This window comes from Pseudomonas extremorientalis, assembly GCF_024584605.1.
Classification (GTDB): domain Bacteria; phylum Pseudomonadota; class Gammaproteobacteria; order Pseudomonadales; family Pseudomonadaceae; genus Aquipseudomonas; species Aquipseudomonas extremorientalis.
The window spans coordinates 1274165-1290977 of record NZ_CP089519.1 but is presented as its reverse complement, the minus strand read 5'-3'; the positions used below and the strand labels follow the sequence as shown (position 1 = coordinate 1290977).

The window sequence follows — 16813 nt, the reverse complement described above, 5'->3', positions numbered from 1 at the left end:
ATGGCAGTGGTTCAGATAAAACAACGGTGACTGATGCACCGCTATCGGGGGCAAGCCCCCTCCCACACTGGACCCAGTAAACCAGTTAGTCAGTCGGGCCAGCGGACGGTCAGGCCACCGTCGATGATGATGCTTTGCCCGGTCAAATAACTCGACGCCTCACTGGTCAAGAACTGCACCAGCGACGCCACTTCATCCGCCCGCCCTACCCGGCCCAAGGGGATCGCCCGCGCCGCTTTCGCCAAGCCTGCCGGCCCCAGCGAATTCTTCGCATCCAGCGACTGCGGCGTCTCGATCAACCCCGGGATCACCGCATTGCAACGAATCCCCAGCGGCGCCAACTCCACCGCCAGCGACCGGCACAACCCCGGCACACCGGCCTTGGCCGCCGCGTAATGGCTGTGTTCCTGCCAGCCGTATACGCCACCGGCAATCGACGAAATCGCCACCAGCGCACCACCTTCAGCCATATGGCGGGTGGCCGCACGGAAGGTGCGCATCACCCCCGTGAGATCGACATTGAGCATTTCGTCCCACAGCGCGTCGGTCATCTCCAGCAACGGTGCGCGGCGCAGCAGGCCGGCGTTGGCCACGGCGTAGTCCAACCGGCCGAAATGCGCCACCGCCTGTTCGGCCAGGGCGTCCACCGAGGCGGTATTGCCCACGTCCAAGGGCAGCATCAGGCATTTGCCGCCGACCTCTTCCACCAGGCCTACGGTGGTCTGCGGGTCATGGGGATCGGCCGGGTAATACCCGCCCACCACCGCCACACCCACGCGGGCATAGGCCACCGCGAGGGCTTGGCCGATGCCGCTGGCGGCACCGGTAATCAAGGCAACTTCAGGGATCATCGATCACTCCTTACTGAACGGTTTCCGGACGCACATGCCGTGCGGCGAACATCAGCGCTCCGGAGAGGAAGCACGGCAGTGCGCCAAACCACAGCGCGGCGGTCTGCCAGTCGCTGCCGGCAGACAACACTTGGGTCGCGCCAAAGCCTGCGACTACAGCGCCGATCGGCCCCATGGCATGGATGATCGCGCCACCGGTGGCGCGGATGCTGGTGGGGAAACTCTCGCTGATAAAGAACAGCGCCGCCGAGTACGGCCCGATTAGGAAAAACAGGCCCAGGCTGTACAGCCCGACCACCATCGGCATATTGCTCGGGCCAAACAGCATCCCGGCAAACGACAGCCCGCCGAGCATCCAGCCCAGGCCGATCACATTGCGACGGCCGATCTTGTCGCCCATCCAGCCGTGGCTCAGATAGCCGCAATAGCCCACCAGGTTCGACAGCACGAGGATGATCAGCGAGTTCTCGAACGAGATGTGGTGCACGCTGACGATCACCGAAGTGCCCAGCACGCTGAACACCTGGATCGCGGCCCAGTTGAGCAACAGCGCGGCGCCGATCACCAGGGTGGCGCGGCGCGCCGGGCCACGGAAGGCGGCCTTGAGGCCGGCCTTGCTGTGTTCGTCGTAGTCCACGCCGTAGGTCACGGCGACGTTCTGCGCTTCTTTCACCGCACCGCTTTTACGCAGCTCGCTGATGCGCTGGTGGATCTGGAACTGCGGGCTCTCCTTGAGCTTGCGCGCCATGATCGCGATGACGATGGCCGGGATCGCGGCAAAGATAAAGCAGCCCTGCCAGCCGATGATCGGCAGCAACAGCGCGGTCAACCCGGCGGCGATCAACGCACCGACCGGCCAGCCGCCTTGCACCAGGCTGTAGATAAAGCCACGGCGTTTGGTCAGGCGCGGGTCTTCCGAAGCGCCGTACAGCTCGCTCAGGTAGGTGGCGTTGACGGTCTCCTCGGCATAGCCCAGGCCGCCCAACGAGCGGATCAAAATCAGCGGCGACTTGCCCCACGCACCACCGATTGCGGTCAGCGCCGAACACAGCGCGGAACCCGCCACGGTGAAGATAATGCCTTTGCGCCGGCCCAACTTGTCGACCACCGGCCCAATGGCAAACGCCACCACCGCCGTGCCCACCGCGACCCAGGTCGCGATTTCCGCTTGCTCCACTTCACCCCAGCCGAAGTGCCGGCCAATCTCCGGCAGCAAGGTGCCGAACAGGATGAAGTCATACACCGCAAACACCCAGGCGAAAAACGCGATCCAGGTGGCGAAGCGCACTTCCTGGGACGTCAGTTGCCGGGGTTTCCAGCCAGTCAGGTCAAGCTTGTTGTAGATGGACATGGGTCGCGCCTCAGGGGTGGTTGCAAAGGTTCAGGTACGCGGTTGGCGGCGGATGAAGTCGTCGGCGATTTCGTCGAAGGTGACGAAGCGCACGCCGGCATGGCTCTGGATGTGTTCGATCAGGCGCTCCAGCATCAGCAGCACTTGCGGGCGACCGGACACGTCCGGGTGGATGGTCATGGTGAACACCGCGTGTTCGTGTTCGCGGTAGACCCAATCGAACTGGTCGCGCCACATTTCTTCGAGGTGACGCGGGTTGACGAAACCGTGGCTGTTGGGGGCTTTCTTGATGAACATCATCGGTGGCAGGTCGTCGAGGTACCAGTTGGCGGGGATCTCCACCAGGTCGGTTTCTTCGCCGCGCACCAGGGGTTTCATCCAGGTGTCGGGGTGCTGGCTGTAGTCGATCTTGGTCCAGCTGTCGCCCTTGCGCACGTAGTAGGGGTGGAAGTCGTTGTGCATCAGGCTGTGGTCGTACTTGATGCCTTTTTTCAGCAGCAGTTCGTTGGTCACCTTGCTGAATTCCCACCACGGCGCGACATAGCCGGTGGGGCGCTTGCCGGTGACCTGGGTGATCAGTTCGATGGATTTATCCAGGACGATTTCTTCCTGCTCGGCCGTCATCGCGATAGGGTTTTCGTGGCTGTAGCCGTGCACGCCGATTTCGTGACCGGCGTCGGCCACGGCCTTCATCTGTTCCGGGAAGGTTTCCATCGAATGGCCGGGGATGAACCAGGTGGTGCGCAGGCCGTAGCGTTCGAACAGCTTGAGCAACCGTGGCGCGCCGACCTCACCGGCGAACAGGCCACGGGAGATGTCGTCCGGCGAGTCTTCGCCGCCGTAGGAACCGAGCCAGCCGGCGACGGCGTCAACGTCGACGCCAAATGCACAGAGGATGTCTTTAGCCATGGTGTGTCTCCTTAAACGTTAAGTACGGTTTCGACGGACAACGCCGCGCGCAACAGGCGAGCGTCTTCTCCGGTGGGAGCGCTGAGCAGCAGCCCGGTGGGCAGGCCCTGGGCATCGCGGCCGCTGGGCAGGTTCACGCAGGCCATGTCGAGCAAACTGCCGGGCATGGTCAGGCGCAGGGTGGCGAGATTGGTTTTGACAAACAGGTCGTCGTCGGCCTCCAGCGGTGCCAGGGCTGGCGCGACATGGGCGACGGTGGGGGTGATCAGGATGGCGCCGTCGAGGTCGTCGATCAGTTGCTGTTGCAGGCGGCGGCGTGCGTCGGTCAGGTGGATAAGCTGACTGGCGGGCAGTGCGCGCGCGGCTTCGAGGCGGCGACGTACGCGAGGGTCGAGTTGCTCGGCATCAGGGCCGTCGAGCAGCACTTCATGCAGGGCAAAGGCTTCGAAGGAACCGAGCCAGCCGTGGTGCTTGATCAGGTCCAGGGTGGCCTGGAAGGTCGCGCATTCACGTTCTTCAACCAGTGCGCCCCGGGCCTTGAGTTGCTCCACGGCGCGCAGCAGATTGTTGCGCACAGCGGGCTCGACGTCCTGTTGCGCCAACACAAAGCGCTGGCCCTTGAGGCTGCGGGCAGCGTGGATCTGGGTACGGCCATGCAGCAGGTCGTCGATGGCCAGTGCATCGCGCACGCTGCGGGTCAGCGGCCCCAGGCTGTCGAGGGTATGGGCCAGGGGGAACACGCCGTCACGGCTGTAGCGTCGGCGGCTGCTGCGGTAGCCCACCAGGCCGTTGAACGCCGATGGGATGCGGATCGAGCCTGCAGTGTCGGTGCCCATGGCGATGGGCACGATCCCGGCCGCCACCGCCACCGCCGAGCCGGACGACGAGCCGCCAGGAATGCGCGGCTCGTCGTCGCCATGGGGATTGTGCGGCGTGCCGAAATGCGGGTTCAGACCCAGGCCGGAATAGGCCAGTTCGCTGAGGTTGGTCTTGCCGACACTGACCATTCCGACGCGGCACAACAGGCCGACCACAGGTGCATCGAGCAACGCGGCAGGCGCGTTGCGGCGATAGGCAGCGCCTGCGGTGGTGACGCTGCCGGCCACATCGAACAGGTCCTTCCAGGCCAGCGGCACACCATCGAACACGCTCAATGGCTGCCCGGCGCGCCAACGGGCAGCCGAGGCTTCGGCTTCACGGCGCGCACGCTCGGCAGTCAGGCTGATAAACACGGCCGGGGCTTGGCTGGCCTTATCGAGTGCCTGTTCGAGGGCTTGCACCGGGTCACTGCGACCGCTGGCAAAATCCTCGGCCATGGAAGTGGCGTCTGACATCGGCTTGATCCTCAAAACGTACATATTCATAAAATGTACATTTTACAAAGGCAGATTCCGTGCCAGTCTGTATCGGCACGTGTGTGCGCGATGAGGAAAGTTTGCCCAGAGCAGCGGGATAGATGCTTTTAGACGGCAGGAAAAATCTTGCCAGGACGAGGGAAAACACCTTCAATGAAATAATGTATCTTCTTTTAAAAAGTACATTTTGGTGCAGAAAAGTAACATCCTCGCTTTCAAGGCCCCAAAAAAGTGCCACCGACGTGGCGCAGAGTGACAGGCACGACTTATGAGAGAATCCTCGGCCACCTTCCTACAGTCTCCAGAGAAAACGATGAAAGCAGTGTCCGCCTCGGCGTCCCGTTACGCGATGATTCACAAGGTGATGCGTGACGCGATCGTCAACGGCACTGCGCGCCATGGCCTGGTGTTGCTGGAAGCGCCGCTGGCCGAATTGTTCGGCACCAGCCGTGTCCCAGTGCGCAAGGCCCTGGACCTGCTGCATGACGAAGGCCTGATCTGCCGCTTCAACGGCCGGGGTTACCTGATCAATCCCGAAGGCCTGGCCATGGAACCGCTGCGCCTGCCCCTGAGCCATGCACACCTGGGGCTCAACGGTGACGATGAACTGGTGGATACGCGGCCGTTGGGCGAACGTATCGTCGAAGAAATCGGCGCGGCGCTGTCCACCTGCATCGCCTTCGGCCATTACCGCCTCGACGAGCAAGCCGCCGCCGACCACTACGGCGTCAGTCGTGCGGTAGTGCGCGAAGCGCTGATGCGCCTGCGCGACCGTGGCCTGGTGGAAAAGGAGCCCTACTCCCAATGGCTGGCGGGGCCTTTGACGGCGCGGGAAGTCACCGAAGACTACGAACTGCGCGCCTGCCTGGAACCCGAAGCGCTGCGCCAGAGCGCGCCCCACCTCGACCGCGAGTTGCTCGAAGCCATGCTGCAGCGCGTGCTGGCCGCCCAGGACAACCCCCACTGCAGCCTGGAGGCCATCGAACAGATCGAGGACGACTTGCACCAACGCTGCCTCGCCGGCCTGCAGAACCGCAAGATCGCGGCGTTGATCCGCCAGGGCCAGAGCCCCATGATCATCAGCCGGATTTTCTACCGCTTGCTGGGGATCGGCGCGGATCCAGCCATGCTGGCCGAACATCGGTTGATATTGGAGCTGCTGCTGCATGGTGCGTTTGATGCGGCGGCGTTGAACCTGCGCGAGCATTTGCAGCGGGCCAGGCAACGTATGTTGCAGCGGTTGAAGGTGCTGTCGGTGTTACCGGAGCAGCCGTTGCCGAGTTATCTGCACAAGATCAGCTGAATTCATGCAATTTGTTGCTAACTCCACCCCGCCATTGAAACCACCACTGCCCCGCCCCATCTAAGCACCATACTTCCTTATGCAGGTGCCCCATGAGCGACCAGCAAGATTTCCCCGATTACGACCTCAACGACTACGCCGACCCCGAAAACGCTGAATCCGCCTCGTCCAATACCGGCCTGGCCCTGCCTGGGCAAAACCTGCCGGACAAGGTCTACATCATCCCGATCCACAATCGGCCGTTCTTCCCGGCGCAAGTGCTGCCGGTGATCGTCAATGAAGAACCGTGGGCCGAAACCCTGGAGCTGGTAAGCAAGTCCGACCACCACTCCCTGGCCCTGTTCTTCATGGACACGCCGCCGGAAGACCCGCGCCACTTCGACACCTCCAGCCTGCCGTTGTACGGCACCCTGGTGAAGGTGCACCACGCCAGCCGCGAGAACGGCAAGCTGCAATTCGTCGCCCAGGGCCTGACCCGCGTACGCATCAAGACCTGGCTCAAGCACCACCGCCCACCGTACCTGGTGGAAGTTGAGTACCCGCACCAGCCCAGCGAGCCGACCGACGAGGTCAAGGCCTATGGCATGGCACTGATCAATGCGATCAAGGAACTGCTGCCGCTCAACCCGCTGTACAGCGAAGAACTGAAGAACTACCTCAACCGTTTCAGCCCCAATGACCCGTCGCCGCTCACCGACTTCGCCGCCGCGCTGACCTCGGCCACCGGTAACGAGTTGCAGGAAGTGCTGGATTGCGTGCCCATGCTTAAGCGCATGGAAAAAGTGCTGCCGATGCTGCGCAAGGAAGTCGAAGTCGCACGCCTGCAAAAAGAACTCTCCGCCGAGGTGAACCGCAAGATCGGCGAGCACCAGCGCGAGTTCTTCCTCAAGGAACAGCTCAAGGTCATCCAGCAGGAGCTGGGCCTGACCAAGGACGACCGCAGCGCGGACGTCGAACAATTCGAGCAACGCCTGGAAGGCAAGGTGCTGCCGGCCCAGGCGAAGAAACGCATTGACGAAGAGTTGAACAAGCTGTCGATCCTCGAGACCGGTTCGCCGGAATACGCGGTGACGCGCAACTACCTGGACTGGGCCACCTCGGTGCCGTGGGGCGTGTACGGCGAGGACAAGCTCGACCTGAAACATGCGCGCAAGGTGCTGGACAAGCACCATGCGGGCCTGGACGACATCAAGAGCCGCATCCTCGAGTTCCTCGCGGTGGGCGCCTATAAAGGCGAAGTCGCCGGCTCCATCGTGCTGCTGGTCGGCCCGCCGGGTGTGGGCAAGACCAGTGTGGGCAAATCCATCGCGGAGTCCCTGGGGCGGCCGTTCTACCGCTTCAGCGTCGGCGGCATGCGCGACGAGGCCGAGATCAAGGGCCATCGCCGTACCTACATCGGCGCGCTGCCCGGCAAGCTGGTGCAGGCGCTCAAGGACGTGGAGGTGATGAACCCGGTGATCATGCTCGACGAGATCGACAAGATGGGCCAGAGCTTCCAGGGCGACCCGGCGTCGGCGCTGCTGGAAACCCTCGACCCGGAGCAGAACGTCGAATTCCTCGATCACTACCTGGACCTGCGCCTGGACCTGTCCAAGGTGCTGTTCGTGTGCACTGCCAACACCCTGGACTCCATCCCCGGCCCGCTGCTGGACCGTATGGAAGTGATTCGCCTGTCGGGCTATATCACCGAAGAAAAAGTCGCCATCGCCAAGCGTCACCTGTGGCCCAAGCAGCTGGAAAAAGCCGGTGTGGCGAAAACCAGCCTGACCATCAGCGACGGCGCCCTGCGCGCACTCATCGACGGCTACGCCCGCGAAGCCGGGGTGCGCCAGTTGGAGAAACAGCTGGGCAAACTGGTGCGCAAGGCGGTGGTCAAGCTGCTGGATGAGCCGGACTCGGTGATCAAGATCGGCAACAAGGACCTGGAAAGCTCCCTGGGCATGCCAGTGTTCCGCAATGAGCAAGTGCTGTCCGGCACCGGCGTGATCACAGGCCTGGCCTGGACCAGCATGGGCGGCGCAACCTTGCCGATCGAGGCCACGCGCATCCATACGCTCAACCGCGGCTTCAAGCTCACTGGGCAATTGGGTGAAGTGATGAAGGAATCTGCCGAAATCGCCTACAGCTACATCAGTTCGAACCTGAAGTCGTTTGGCGGCGATCCGAAATTCTTCGATGAAGCCTTCGTGCACTTGCATGTGCCGGAAGGCGCCACGCCCAAAGACGGTCCCAGCGCCGGGGTGACCATGGCCAGCGCGTTGTTGTCGCTGGCGCGTAACCAGCCGCCGAAAAAAGGCGTGGCCATGACCGGCGAACTGACGTTGACCGGGCATGTGCTGCCGATTGGCGGGGTGCGCGAGAAGGTCATTGCGGCGCGGCGCCAGAAGATTCATGAACTGATCTTGCCGGAGCCGAACCGCGGGAGTTTTGAAGAGTTGCCGGAGTACCTGAAGGAAGGCATGACGGTGCACTTTGCCAAGCGCTTTGCGGATGTGGCGAAGGTGCTCTTCTGACAGCTATCCAGCGCCTGGTAGGCCCCCTGTGGCGAGCAGGCTTGCCCTGCGTTGGGCTGCGAAGCAGCCCCTCTTTAAAGCAGTCCATTTTTCCTGAAAGTGTGGGTCGTTAGTTTTGGGGCTGCTTCGCAGCCCAACGCAGGGCACGCCTGCTCGCCACAACAAGCCTGCGGCCCTGTTGTCACACCTTGTCTCATCTTCGGTTATGCTCGCCCTTCGTCGTGAATGAATGGAGCCCCCATGACCGCTGCCCGCCTGCTTCTCCCCTTGAGCCTTGCCCTGCTGGCCGCGTGCGCCAGTGCACCGAAGCAAAACGTCACCGTGGACAACCAGAGCGCCTGCCCGCTTCAGCTTAAAAGCGGACAAAACCTGACCCTCACCCTCCCGAGCAACCCCACTACCGGTTACCGCTGGGCCATCCAGGATTCCGCCGGCGGCGTACTGCGTGCGTTGAGCCCTGAGGTCTACAGTAGCAGCGAGTCGGGCGTGATCGGCGGCGGCGGCCAATCGACCTGGCGCTTCCAGGCCTTCGCCGCCGGCCAGGGCCGTTTGCGCCTGACCTCCCAGCAACCCTGGGAGCCGGAGGCCGAACCTGTCGAAACCTTTGACTGCACCATTACGGTGAACTGATATGCCTTGGCTGATTCTTGCGTTGATGGGCGCCGGCACGTTCATCTACGGCCTGAGCACCCATGCCACCTTGCTGTGTCTATTGGTCAAGCCGCTGCCGGTACTTGCGCTGCTGGGCTGGCTGCATGATGCGCCGCCCACCGACTATCGACGCTGGATCAGCCTTGGGCTGATTTTTTCCCTGGTGGGGGATGTGCTGCTTGCCTGGCCCGGCGACCTGTTTATCTTTGGCCTGGGGGCGTTCCTGTTTGCGCACCTGGCGTATCTCAAGGCCTATTTCAGTGATTGCCGCCGCCTGGCGCTGCTGCCGCTGGTATTGGCGCTGGGGGTGGGCGCGATCCTGCTGAGCATCCTGATTTCCCACGGCCTGGGCGATCTGCTGATTCCGGTGGTGGTGTATGCGCTGGTGATCAGCGCCATGCTCTGGCGCGCATTGGCACGTTTGGGCAGTGAAGTGCCGCAGCGCTCGGCACTGTTGGCGGCGTCGGGCGCGGCGTCGTTTGTGTTTTCCGACACGCTGATCGGGATCAATCGGTTTGTGGTGGCGTTCGAGGCGGCGCCGTATTTGCTGATCGTCACTTATTGGCTCGGCCAGTGGGGCATCACCGCTTCGGCTTTCCATCAGACAACCCGCGCATCCGAGGGCCAAGTTGGCTAAAATGCCGGCCTTTCCCCCCTCGTCCCCCGGAACAGCCGTGAGCAAAGAACCCGATCGCCTATTCGCCCAGCCCCTGCCCCAGGTGCCGGACTTCGCCTTCAACGAAGACGTGGTGCGGGTGTTCCCGGACATGATCAAGCGCTCGGTGCCCGGTTACCCGACCATCGTCGAGAACCTCGGCGTACTCGCGGCACAATTTGCCCAGCCCAACAGCGTGCTGTATGACCTGGGCTCGTCCCTCGGCGCCGTCACCCAGGCCCTGCGCCGCCATGTGCGCACCGACGGTTGCCGGGTGATCGCGGTGGATAACTCGGCAGCCATGGTCGAGCGCTGCCGTGAGTACCTCAATGGCCAGGACTCGATGTTCCAGGAGTTGCTGCCGGTCGAGGTGATCGAGGGCGATATCCTCGCGCTGCAATTTGCCCCGGCCTCGGTGGTGGCGCTGAACTTTACCCTGCAATTCATTGCCCCCGATGAGCGCCTGGCGTTGCTCTCGCGCATCCGCCAGTCGCTGTTGCCGGGTGGTGCGTTGATCCTCTCGGAGAAGCTGCGCTTCAACGATGCCGAAGAACACGCGCTGCTCACCGACCTGCACATCGCGTTCAAACGCGCCAACGGCTACAGCGAACTGGAAATCGCCCAGAAGCGCAGCGCCATCGAAAACGTCATGAAGCCCGACAGCCTCGAAGAACACCGCGAACGCCTGCTGGCGGCCGGGTTCTCGAAAGTCGTGCCGTGGTTCCAGTGTCTTAACTTTGCCTCGTTGATTGCCTTGCCATGATTGATCTTTCCCCCCTCGCCCGCCATCTGGTCGGCACTCCCCTGGCCGTGTGGGCCCAGGGCCTGCAAGCGCAGCTCGACAGCAAGATGGAAAAGGGCCATGGCGACCTGGAGCGTTGGCAGAGTGCGTTGGATGCTCTGCCAAAGATCCAGCCCAGCGACGTTGATTTGCTCAACGGCCTGACACTCGATACCGACTGCGACGATGACACCCGCGCGCAGATGCACACTGCATTGATGGGCCTGAGCCCGTGGCGCAAAGGGCCGTTCAACCTGTTCGGCGTGCATGTGGACACCGAATGGCGCTCGGACTGGAAGTGGTCGCGGGTTGCGCCGCACCTGAACTTGAAGGGCAAACGTATCCTCGACGTAGGCTGCGGCAACGGTTACTACATGTGGCGCATGCTTGGCGCCGGCGCTGACAGCGTGATTGGCGTAGACCCGAACTGGTTGTTCTTCTGCCAGTTCCAGGCGGTACAGCGCTACCTGTCCGAGCCCAGGGCCTGGCACCTGCCGTTCCCGTTCGAAGACCTGCCGGCAAACCTGGAAGGCTTCGACACAGTGTTTTCCATGGGCGTGTTCTACCACCGTCGTTCGCCGATCGAACACCTGCTGGCGCTGAAAGACACCCTGGTCAAAGGTGGCGAACTGGTGCTGGAAACATTGGTGGTCGAAGGCGATCAGCAACAAGTGCTGGTGCCGGAAGATCGCTACGCGCAGATGCGTAACGTGTGGTTCCTGCCCTCAGTGCCGGCGCTGATGCTATGGCTGCGCCGTGCAGGCTTCACTGATGTGCGCTGCGTGGATGTGAGCGTGACCACCATCGAGGAACAGCGCGGGACGGAGTGGATGAAGTACCAGTCGTTGAGTGACTTCCTCGATCCCGAAGATCACAGCAAGACCATCGAAGGGCTGCCGGCGCCGATGCGGGCGGTGATCATTGCCAGGAAATGACGCTGATACCTCACTGATAAAATAGAGTTCCAAATGTGAGAGGGGGCTTGCCCCCGATGGCGGTGCATCAGTCATAAATATGCTTACTGACACACTGCTATCGGGGGCAAGCACCCTCCCACCTTTTGATTTCCAGCGTCGTTTAGAGAGCAGATTTGGCCCGGCGGGCCTTGAAGAACTCGCTCAAGACCGTCCCGCACTCCTCAGCCAGCACCCCGCCTTCAAACAACACTCGATGATTCAGAAAGCCCTGGGTAAAAAACTGCCCCTGGCTTTGCACGACTCCCGCCTTGGGCTCCAATGCGCCATACACCACCCGCGCAACCCGTGAATGCACGATCAAACCGGCGCACATGCTGCACGGCTCCAGGGTCACATACAGCGTGCTGCCCACCAGGCGGTAATTGCTGATGGCTTGCGCGGCGGCGCGGATGGCGACCATCTCGGCGTGAGCGCTGGGGTCGTTGCCGCTGATCGGGCAGTTGAAGCCTCGACCGATGATCTCGCCGTCCTGCACCAGCACCGCGCCGACGGGCACTTCTCCCAGCGCGGCGCCTTGGGCGGCGAGGGCCAGGGCTTCGCGCATGAAGTCCTGGTCGCGGCTGCGATCAATGATTGCGGTTGGGCGGATCTGGCGCATCACGCCACCTCGATGGCGGCCATCAGGCCGGTTTCCATATGGTCGATCACGTGGCAATGGAACATCCAGACGCCTGGGTTATCCGCCACCAGTGCCACGCGGGCACGCTCGTTCTTGCCCAGCAGGTAGGTGTCGGTGAAATACGGGATCACCTTGTGCCGGTTCGAGGCGATCACCTTGAAGCTCATGCCGTGCAGGTGGATCGGGTGCTGGTACTGGGTCATGTTCTTCAATTCGAAAATGTAGCTCTTGCCCTTCTCCAGCTTGGCAATCGGGCGGTCGGCGCACGTCTTGTCGGTGATGTCCCAGGCCTTGCCGTTGATCTGCCACAGGCTGGGTGGCTTGCCGTTGTCGGTGTTGACCGAGACCGAACCCACCCACTCGAAATTGAAGTTGAGTTTCTCGGCATTGGCCAGGTCCGGTTCGCTGATCGGGTTGGCGGGCAACGCAGGCGGCCATTCGCCTGGCGCATCGGTGTTGGCGACCGAACGGAAGGTGCCGAGGCGCACCGGACCGTTGCGGATCGACAGTTCCTCACCCACCGGCGGCGCCTTGATCGCCAGGCAGATACGCATGCCCGGGCCCAACCAATATTCCTTGCCCAGGGGGCGTGGCTCGATGGGGTTGCCGTCCAGCGCGTAGATCTGCGCTTCAACATCCGGGATGTTGATGCGATAGGTCAGGGTGTTGTCGAGGTTGAGCAACCGCACGCGGGTGATCTGCCCGGCCGGCAAATCGATCACCGCCTGGGACACGCCGTTGATCGTCGACAAACGCCCTGCCGTACCGCCCCGGGCCGCCTCACGCGGGATACTGAATGCGACGAAAGCCCCCTCTTCGTCTACATGCCAGCTTTTCAGGCTGAGGGTGCGCTCGTGCTTGAAACCGGTGGGTTCGCGCTCTTCGATGATCAGCGGGCCAACCAGGCCACGGCCAAGTTCTTCGCTGCTGTTCACGTGGGGGTGGTACCAGTAGCTGCCGGCGTCGGGTACGCGGAATTTGTAGTCGAAGTATTCGCCGGGCAGGACCGGCAATTGAGAGACGTAGGGCACGCCGTCCATTTCCAGCGGCAGGCGAATGCCGTGCCAGTGAATGGTGGTGGCGACCGGCAGGTGGTTGATAAAGCGTACCCGCAGCCATTCGCCCTGGCGCACCCGCAACTCGGTCCCCGGCGCCGAAGGGCCGAACGCCCAGGCTTCGGTCTTGTGCCCTGGCACCAATTCCACGTCCAGTGGCGCGGCGATCAGCTCGTAGTCGTGCCCCGCCTCGGCTTCGGCAACTTTCCCCAGCCAGTAGCGGTAGCCGCCACCGGCACCGACGCCCACTACGGCCAGGCCTGCAAGACCACCCAGGATTTGTCGACGGGAAAAGGATCGGGACACAACAACCTCACGTATCGGCCGCAGGCCCAAGGCCTGCAAAGGGCAGATACGATACACCTGCAACGGCTAAACAGTAAGGGTTCGCATGTGGGAGGGGGCAATCCCCTCCCACATTGCAACTGCATCGTTGTTTAGTGCTTGGCGGCAGCCAGGATCAGGGCTTTCATTTCGGCGACAGCGCCTTTGAAACCGACAAACAGCGCATGGGCCACCAGCGCATGGCCGATGTTCAGCTCGTTGATACCCTTGATCGCGGCCACGGCTTCGACGTTATGGTAATGCAGGCCATGGCCGGCGTTGACGATCAGGCCTTGCTTGAGGCCGCAGCTCACACCGTCGATGATGCGTTGCAGTTCCTCGGCCACTTCGGTGGGCGTGGTGGCGTCGGCGTAGCGGCCGGTGTGCAGTTCGATCGCCGGTGCACCGACACGACGCGAGGCTTCGATCTGGCGCTCGTCGGCGTCGATGAACAGCGAGACTTCACTGCCGATCTTCGACAGGCGCTCCACGGCGGCTTTGATCCGCGCTTCCTGGCCGGCCACGTCGAGGCCGCCTTCGGTGGTCAGCTCCTGGCGGGTTTCCGGCACCAGGCAGATGTGTGCCGGGCGGATGCGCTCGGCGAACTGCATCATTTCTTCGGTAACGCCCATTTCGAAATTCATGCGGGTTTGCAGCACATCCTTGAGCAGCAGCACGTCGCGCTCCTGGATGTGGCGGCGGTCTTCGCGCAGGTGCACGGTGATGCCGTCGGCGCCCGCTTCTTCGGCGTCCAGCGCGGCCTTGACCGGGTCAGGGTAACGGGTGCCCCGGGCCTGGCGCAGGGTGGCGACGTGGTCGATGTTGACGCCAAGAAGAATGCGATTGCTGGTGCTCACGGAAGCGCTCCTGAAAAGGGAAAGAAACGCCGCACAGCATACACGGGGTTGTCAGGGCTTTCGAAACAACTCGCGGCTGACCAGCGGCCGGCCGCCCAGGTGCACGGCCAGGGCCTGGCGCATCAGGCGCTTGGCGGCGGACAAGGCGCCGGGCGCCGTCCAGTCCGCTTCGCTCATGGCCAGCAGCTCGGTGCCCTGGAACAGGCCAGGTTGCAGCAGGTACACGCGCTCCAGGCCGGCGTCCACTTGCAGGCGATACATGCCATCGGCGGCGATGGGCTCGCCGTGCAGGTCGTTGGCCAGTTCGAAGCCGTAGCCCAGGTCGTCGAGCAGGCGCCATTCGAACGCACGCAGCAAGGGTTCCAGGGGACGGCCTTCGGCCAGGGCGAGCAAGGTGGCGGCGTAGTGATCGAATACTGCCGGGTGCGGGTCTTCGGCGGGGAGCAGGCGGATCAGCAGTTCATTGAGGTAAAGGCCGCTGAACAGCGCATCGCCGTTGAGCCAGGCCGAGGTGCCCACGCTTTCCATGCGGCCGACGTTTTTCAGCTCACCCTTGCCGCGAAACTCCACGTCCAGGGCCACGAACGGCCGCGCCAACGTGCCCGCCTTGCCCCGTGCACTGCGCAAGACGGCGCGCAGGCGGCCTTGGGGCGTGAGGAAGTCCACCAGGGCGCTGGTCTCGCGGTAGGCGCGGCTGTGCAGGACGTAGGCAAGTTGGCTGGGGGGTGGGGATTGGGACATGGCTGCTCACTGCTGGAATGCACTTTTGAAAACGACACAAACCTAATGTGGGAGGGGGCTTGCCCCCGATGGCAGTGTGTCAGTCACTTATTTGTCAACTGACCCACCGCTATCGGGGGCAAGCCCCCTCCCACATTTTCAGCCACGCGGTGCATTCAGGACCTTACAGGTCGCCATAGCCCAGGGAACGCAGTGCACGCTCGTCATCGGACCAGCCGCCCTTCACCTTCACCCACAGGTTCAGCATGATCTTGGAATCGAACAGCAATTCCATGTCCTTGCGCGCCTCGGTGCCGATGCGCTTGATACGCTCGCCCTTGTCGCCAATGATGATTTTCTTCTGACCGTCACGCTCGACGAGGATCAGCGCATGGATGTGCAAGGTCTTGCCCTGCTGCTTGAACTCTTCGATTTCCACGGTGATCTGGTACGGCAGCTCCGCACCCATCTGGCGCATGATTTTCTCGCGCACCAGTTCAGCGGCGAGGAAACGGCTGCTGCGGTCGGTGATCTGGTCTTCCGGGAAGAAGTGCTCGTTCTCCGGCAGGTGCTCGGCGATCACGCGCTCCAAGGCATCGAGGTTGTGGCCGTGCTGGGCCGAAATCGGGATGATCTGGGCGTTCGGCAGTTGTTCCTGCAGCCAGCTCAAGTGCGGCATCAGCTCGGCTTTGTCTTCGATACGGTCGGTCTTGTTCAGCGCGACGATCAACGGGCCGGTGACGTACTGCACGCGTTCGAGGACCATCTGGTCTTCGTCGGTCCACTTGGTGCGGTCGACCACGAAGATCACCACGTCGACGTCTTTCAACGCCGCCGAAGCGGTCTTGTTCATGTAGCGGTTCAGGGCTTTCTCGCCACCTTTGTGCATGCCTGGGGTGTCGACGTAGACCGCTTGCACGGTGCCTTCGGTCTTGATGCCCAGCATGTTGTGGCGGGTGGTCTGCGGCTTGCGCGAGGTGATCGCCAGCTTCTGGCCAAGGATGTGGTTGAGCAACGTGGACTTGCCCACGTTCGGGCGGCCGACGATGGCAACATAGCCACAGCGTGTTGCGGTTGAATCAGTCATGGCCATTCTCCACGCCCAGGGCAATCAGTGCTGCGGCGGCCGCTACCTGTTCGGCAATACGACGGCTCACACCCTGACCTCGGCTTTTTTCGTTCAGTAAGGTGATTTCACATTCCACGAAGAACACGCGGCAATGGGGCTCACCCTGGATATCCACCACTTCGTAGCGTGGCAGTTCGCACCCGCGGGACTGCAAAAATTCCTGCAGGCGGGTCTTGGGATCTTTGTTGGTGTCGACCAGCGTGAGGCTTTCGATCTCGGAGGTCAGCCAGGCAGTGACACGTTCCTTGGCGGCTTCCATGCCGGCATCGAGGTAGATGGCACCGATCAGCGCTTCAAGGGCATCGGCCAGGATCGACTCGCGACGAAAACCACCACTCTTCAACTCGCCGGACCCCAGGCGCAGGTACTCGCCCAGGCCGAAGCCACGGGCCAGCACGGCCAGGGTCTCGCCCTTCACCAGGCGCGCACGCAGGCGCGACAACTGGCCTTCACGGGCTTGGGGGAAGCGCTCGAACAGCGCCTCACCGGCGACGAAGTTGAGGATGGCATCACCGAGGAATTCCAGGCGCTCGTTGTTACGCCCGGCAAAGCTGCGGTGTGTGAGGGCAAGGACCATCAGTTCCTGATCCTTGAAGGTGTAGCCGAGCTGGCGCTCGAGACGTGCTAGAGAAACGGTCACGGTTTATCCATATCTAGTTGGTGGCACCGGCGGCCATCGACGATTGACGCAGTGTTCAAATTCAAATCCTGGTTGGTGCCGCATGAGGCAGGACCGATTTGTCCCCACCCCAGAAAAGCATTC

The 16813-nt window shown here is 62.6% G+C and carries 16 protein-coding genes; 6 read left to right on the top strand and 10 right to left on the bottom strand.

Annotated features, from left to right (window positions below; genetic code table 11):
* Positions 1-89: 89 nt before the first annotated feature.
* The 4 genes from LUU92_RS05660 to LUU92_RS05645 are packed head-to-tail and all read right to left on the bottom strand — an operon-like array spanning position 90 to position 4445.
* The gene (locus tag LUU92_RS05660) at positions 90-851 is read right to left on the bottom strand and encodes an SDR family NAD(P)-dependent oxidoreductase (protein ID WP_257103277.1); all 762 of its coding nucleotides are present in this window, start codon (positions 849-851) and stop codon (positions 90-92) included.
* 10 nt (positions 852-861) lie between these two features.
* The gene (locus tag LUU92_RS05655; RefSeq protein ID WP_092240968.1) at positions 862-2202 is read right to left on the bottom strand and encodes an MFS transporter; all 1341 of its coding nucleotides are present in this window, start codon (positions 2200-2202) and stop codon (positions 862-864) included.
* Between the two features lie 30 nt (positions 2203-2232).
* The gene (locus LUU92_RS05650) at positions 2233-3111 is read right to left on the bottom strand and encodes a polysaccharide deacetylase family protein (protein WP_010212857.1); all 879 of its coding nucleotides are present in this window, start codon (positions 3109-3111) and stop codon (positions 2233-2235) included.
* Between the two features lie 11 nt (positions 3112-3122).
* Entirely contained in the window at positions 3123-4445 is a 1323-nt protein-coding gene (locus LUU92_RS05645; RefSeq protein ID WP_257103276.1) for an amidase, read from the bottom strand.
* 334 nt (positions 4446-4779) lie between these two features.
* On the opposite strand from LUU92_RS05645, the gene LUU92_RS05640 reads away from it, so the two are divergent.
* From LUU92_RS05640 to cmoB, 6 genes are all read left to right on the top strand, one after another.
* Complete coding sequence (locus tag LUU92_RS05640) at positions 4780-5769, top strand: GntR family transcriptional regulator (RefSeq protein ID WP_222541050.1); 990 nt, start codon at positions 4780-4782, stop codon at positions 5767-5769.
* A gap of 92 nt (positions 5770-5861) precedes the next feature.
* Positions 5862-8282 (top strand): endopeptidase La, encoded by a 2421-nt coding sequence (gene lon / locus LUU92_RS05635; RefSeq protein ID WP_071488647.1) that lies wholly within the window; start codon positions 5862-5864, stop codon positions 8280-8282.
* A 240-nt stretch (positions 8283-8522) separates the two neighbouring features.
* The gene (locus tag LUU92_RS05630) at positions 8523-8912 is read left to right on the top strand and encodes a protease inhibitor I42 family protein (RefSeq protein ID WP_071488646.1); all 390 of its coding nucleotides are present in this window, start codon (positions 8523-8525) and stop codon (positions 8910-8912) included.
* Position 8913: 1 nt separating this feature from the next.
* Positions 8914-9570, top strand: a complete 657-nt coding sequence (locus LUU92_RS05625) for a lysoplasmalogenase (protein WP_257103275.1) — start codon at positions 8914-8916, stop codon at positions 9568-9570.
* A gap of 37 nt (positions 9571-9607) precedes the next feature.
* Complete coding sequence (gene cmoA / locus LUU92_RS05620) at positions 9608-10351, top strand: carboxy-S-adenosyl-L-methionine synthase CmoA (RefSeq protein ID WP_071494009.1); 744 nt, start codon at positions 9608-9610, stop codon at positions 10349-10351.
* On the top strand, positions 10348-11304 hold the full coding sequence (gene cmoB / locus LUU92_RS05615) for a tRNA 5-methoxyuridine(34)/uridine 5-oxyacetic acid(34) synthase CmoB (RefSeq protein ID WP_257103274.1): 957 nt from the start codon (positions 10348-10350) through the stop codon (positions 11302-11304). Before cmoA ends, cmoB begins: the two co-directional genes overlap by 4 nt.
* 142 nt (positions 11305-11446) lie before the next feature.
* Here cmoB and tadA read toward each other — a convergent pair whose 3' ends face one another.
* The 6 genes from tadA to rnc form a co-directional block, all read right to left on the bottom strand.
* Positions 11447-11944 (bottom strand): tRNA adenosine(34) deaminase TadA, encoded by a 498-nt coding sequence (gene tadA / locus LUU92_RS05610; RefSeq protein ID WP_093119568.1) that lies wholly within the window; start codon positions 11942-11944, stop codon positions 11447-11449.
* Complete coding sequence (locus LUU92_RS05605; protein WP_071488641.1) at positions 11944-13326, bottom strand: multicopper oxidase family protein; 1383 nt, start codon at positions 13324-13326, stop codon at positions 11944-11946. The genes tadA and LUU92_RS05605 overlap by 1 nt, the downstream gene beginning before the upstream one ends.
* Positions 13327-13457: 131 nt before the next feature.
* Entirely contained in the window at positions 13458-14201 is a 744-nt protein-coding gene (pdxJ, locus tag LUU92_RS05600; protein ID WP_071488640.1) for a pyridoxine 5'-phosphate synthase, read from the bottom strand.
* 51 nt (positions 14202-14252) lie between these two features.
* Complete coding sequence (gene recO, locus LUU92_RS05595) at positions 14253-14942, bottom strand: DNA repair protein RecO (protein ID WP_058425777.1); 690 nt, start codon at positions 14940-14942, stop codon at positions 14253-14255.
* A gap of 163 nt (positions 14943-15105) precedes the next feature.
* Positions 15106-16008: a GTPase Era gene (gene era, locus LUU92_RS05590; protein ID WP_033902448.1), complete on the bottom strand. Its 903-nt coding sequence runs from the start codon at positions 16006-16008 to the stop codon at positions 15106-15108.
* Positions 16001-16690, bottom strand: coding sequence for a ribonuclease III (gene rnc / locus LUU92_RS05585; RefSeq protein WP_012722401.1), 690 nt, complete (start codon positions 16688-16690; stop codon positions 16001-16003). Before rnc ends, era begins: the two co-directional genes overlap by 8 nt.
* Between the last annotated feature and the right edge of the window lie 123 nt (positions 16691-16813).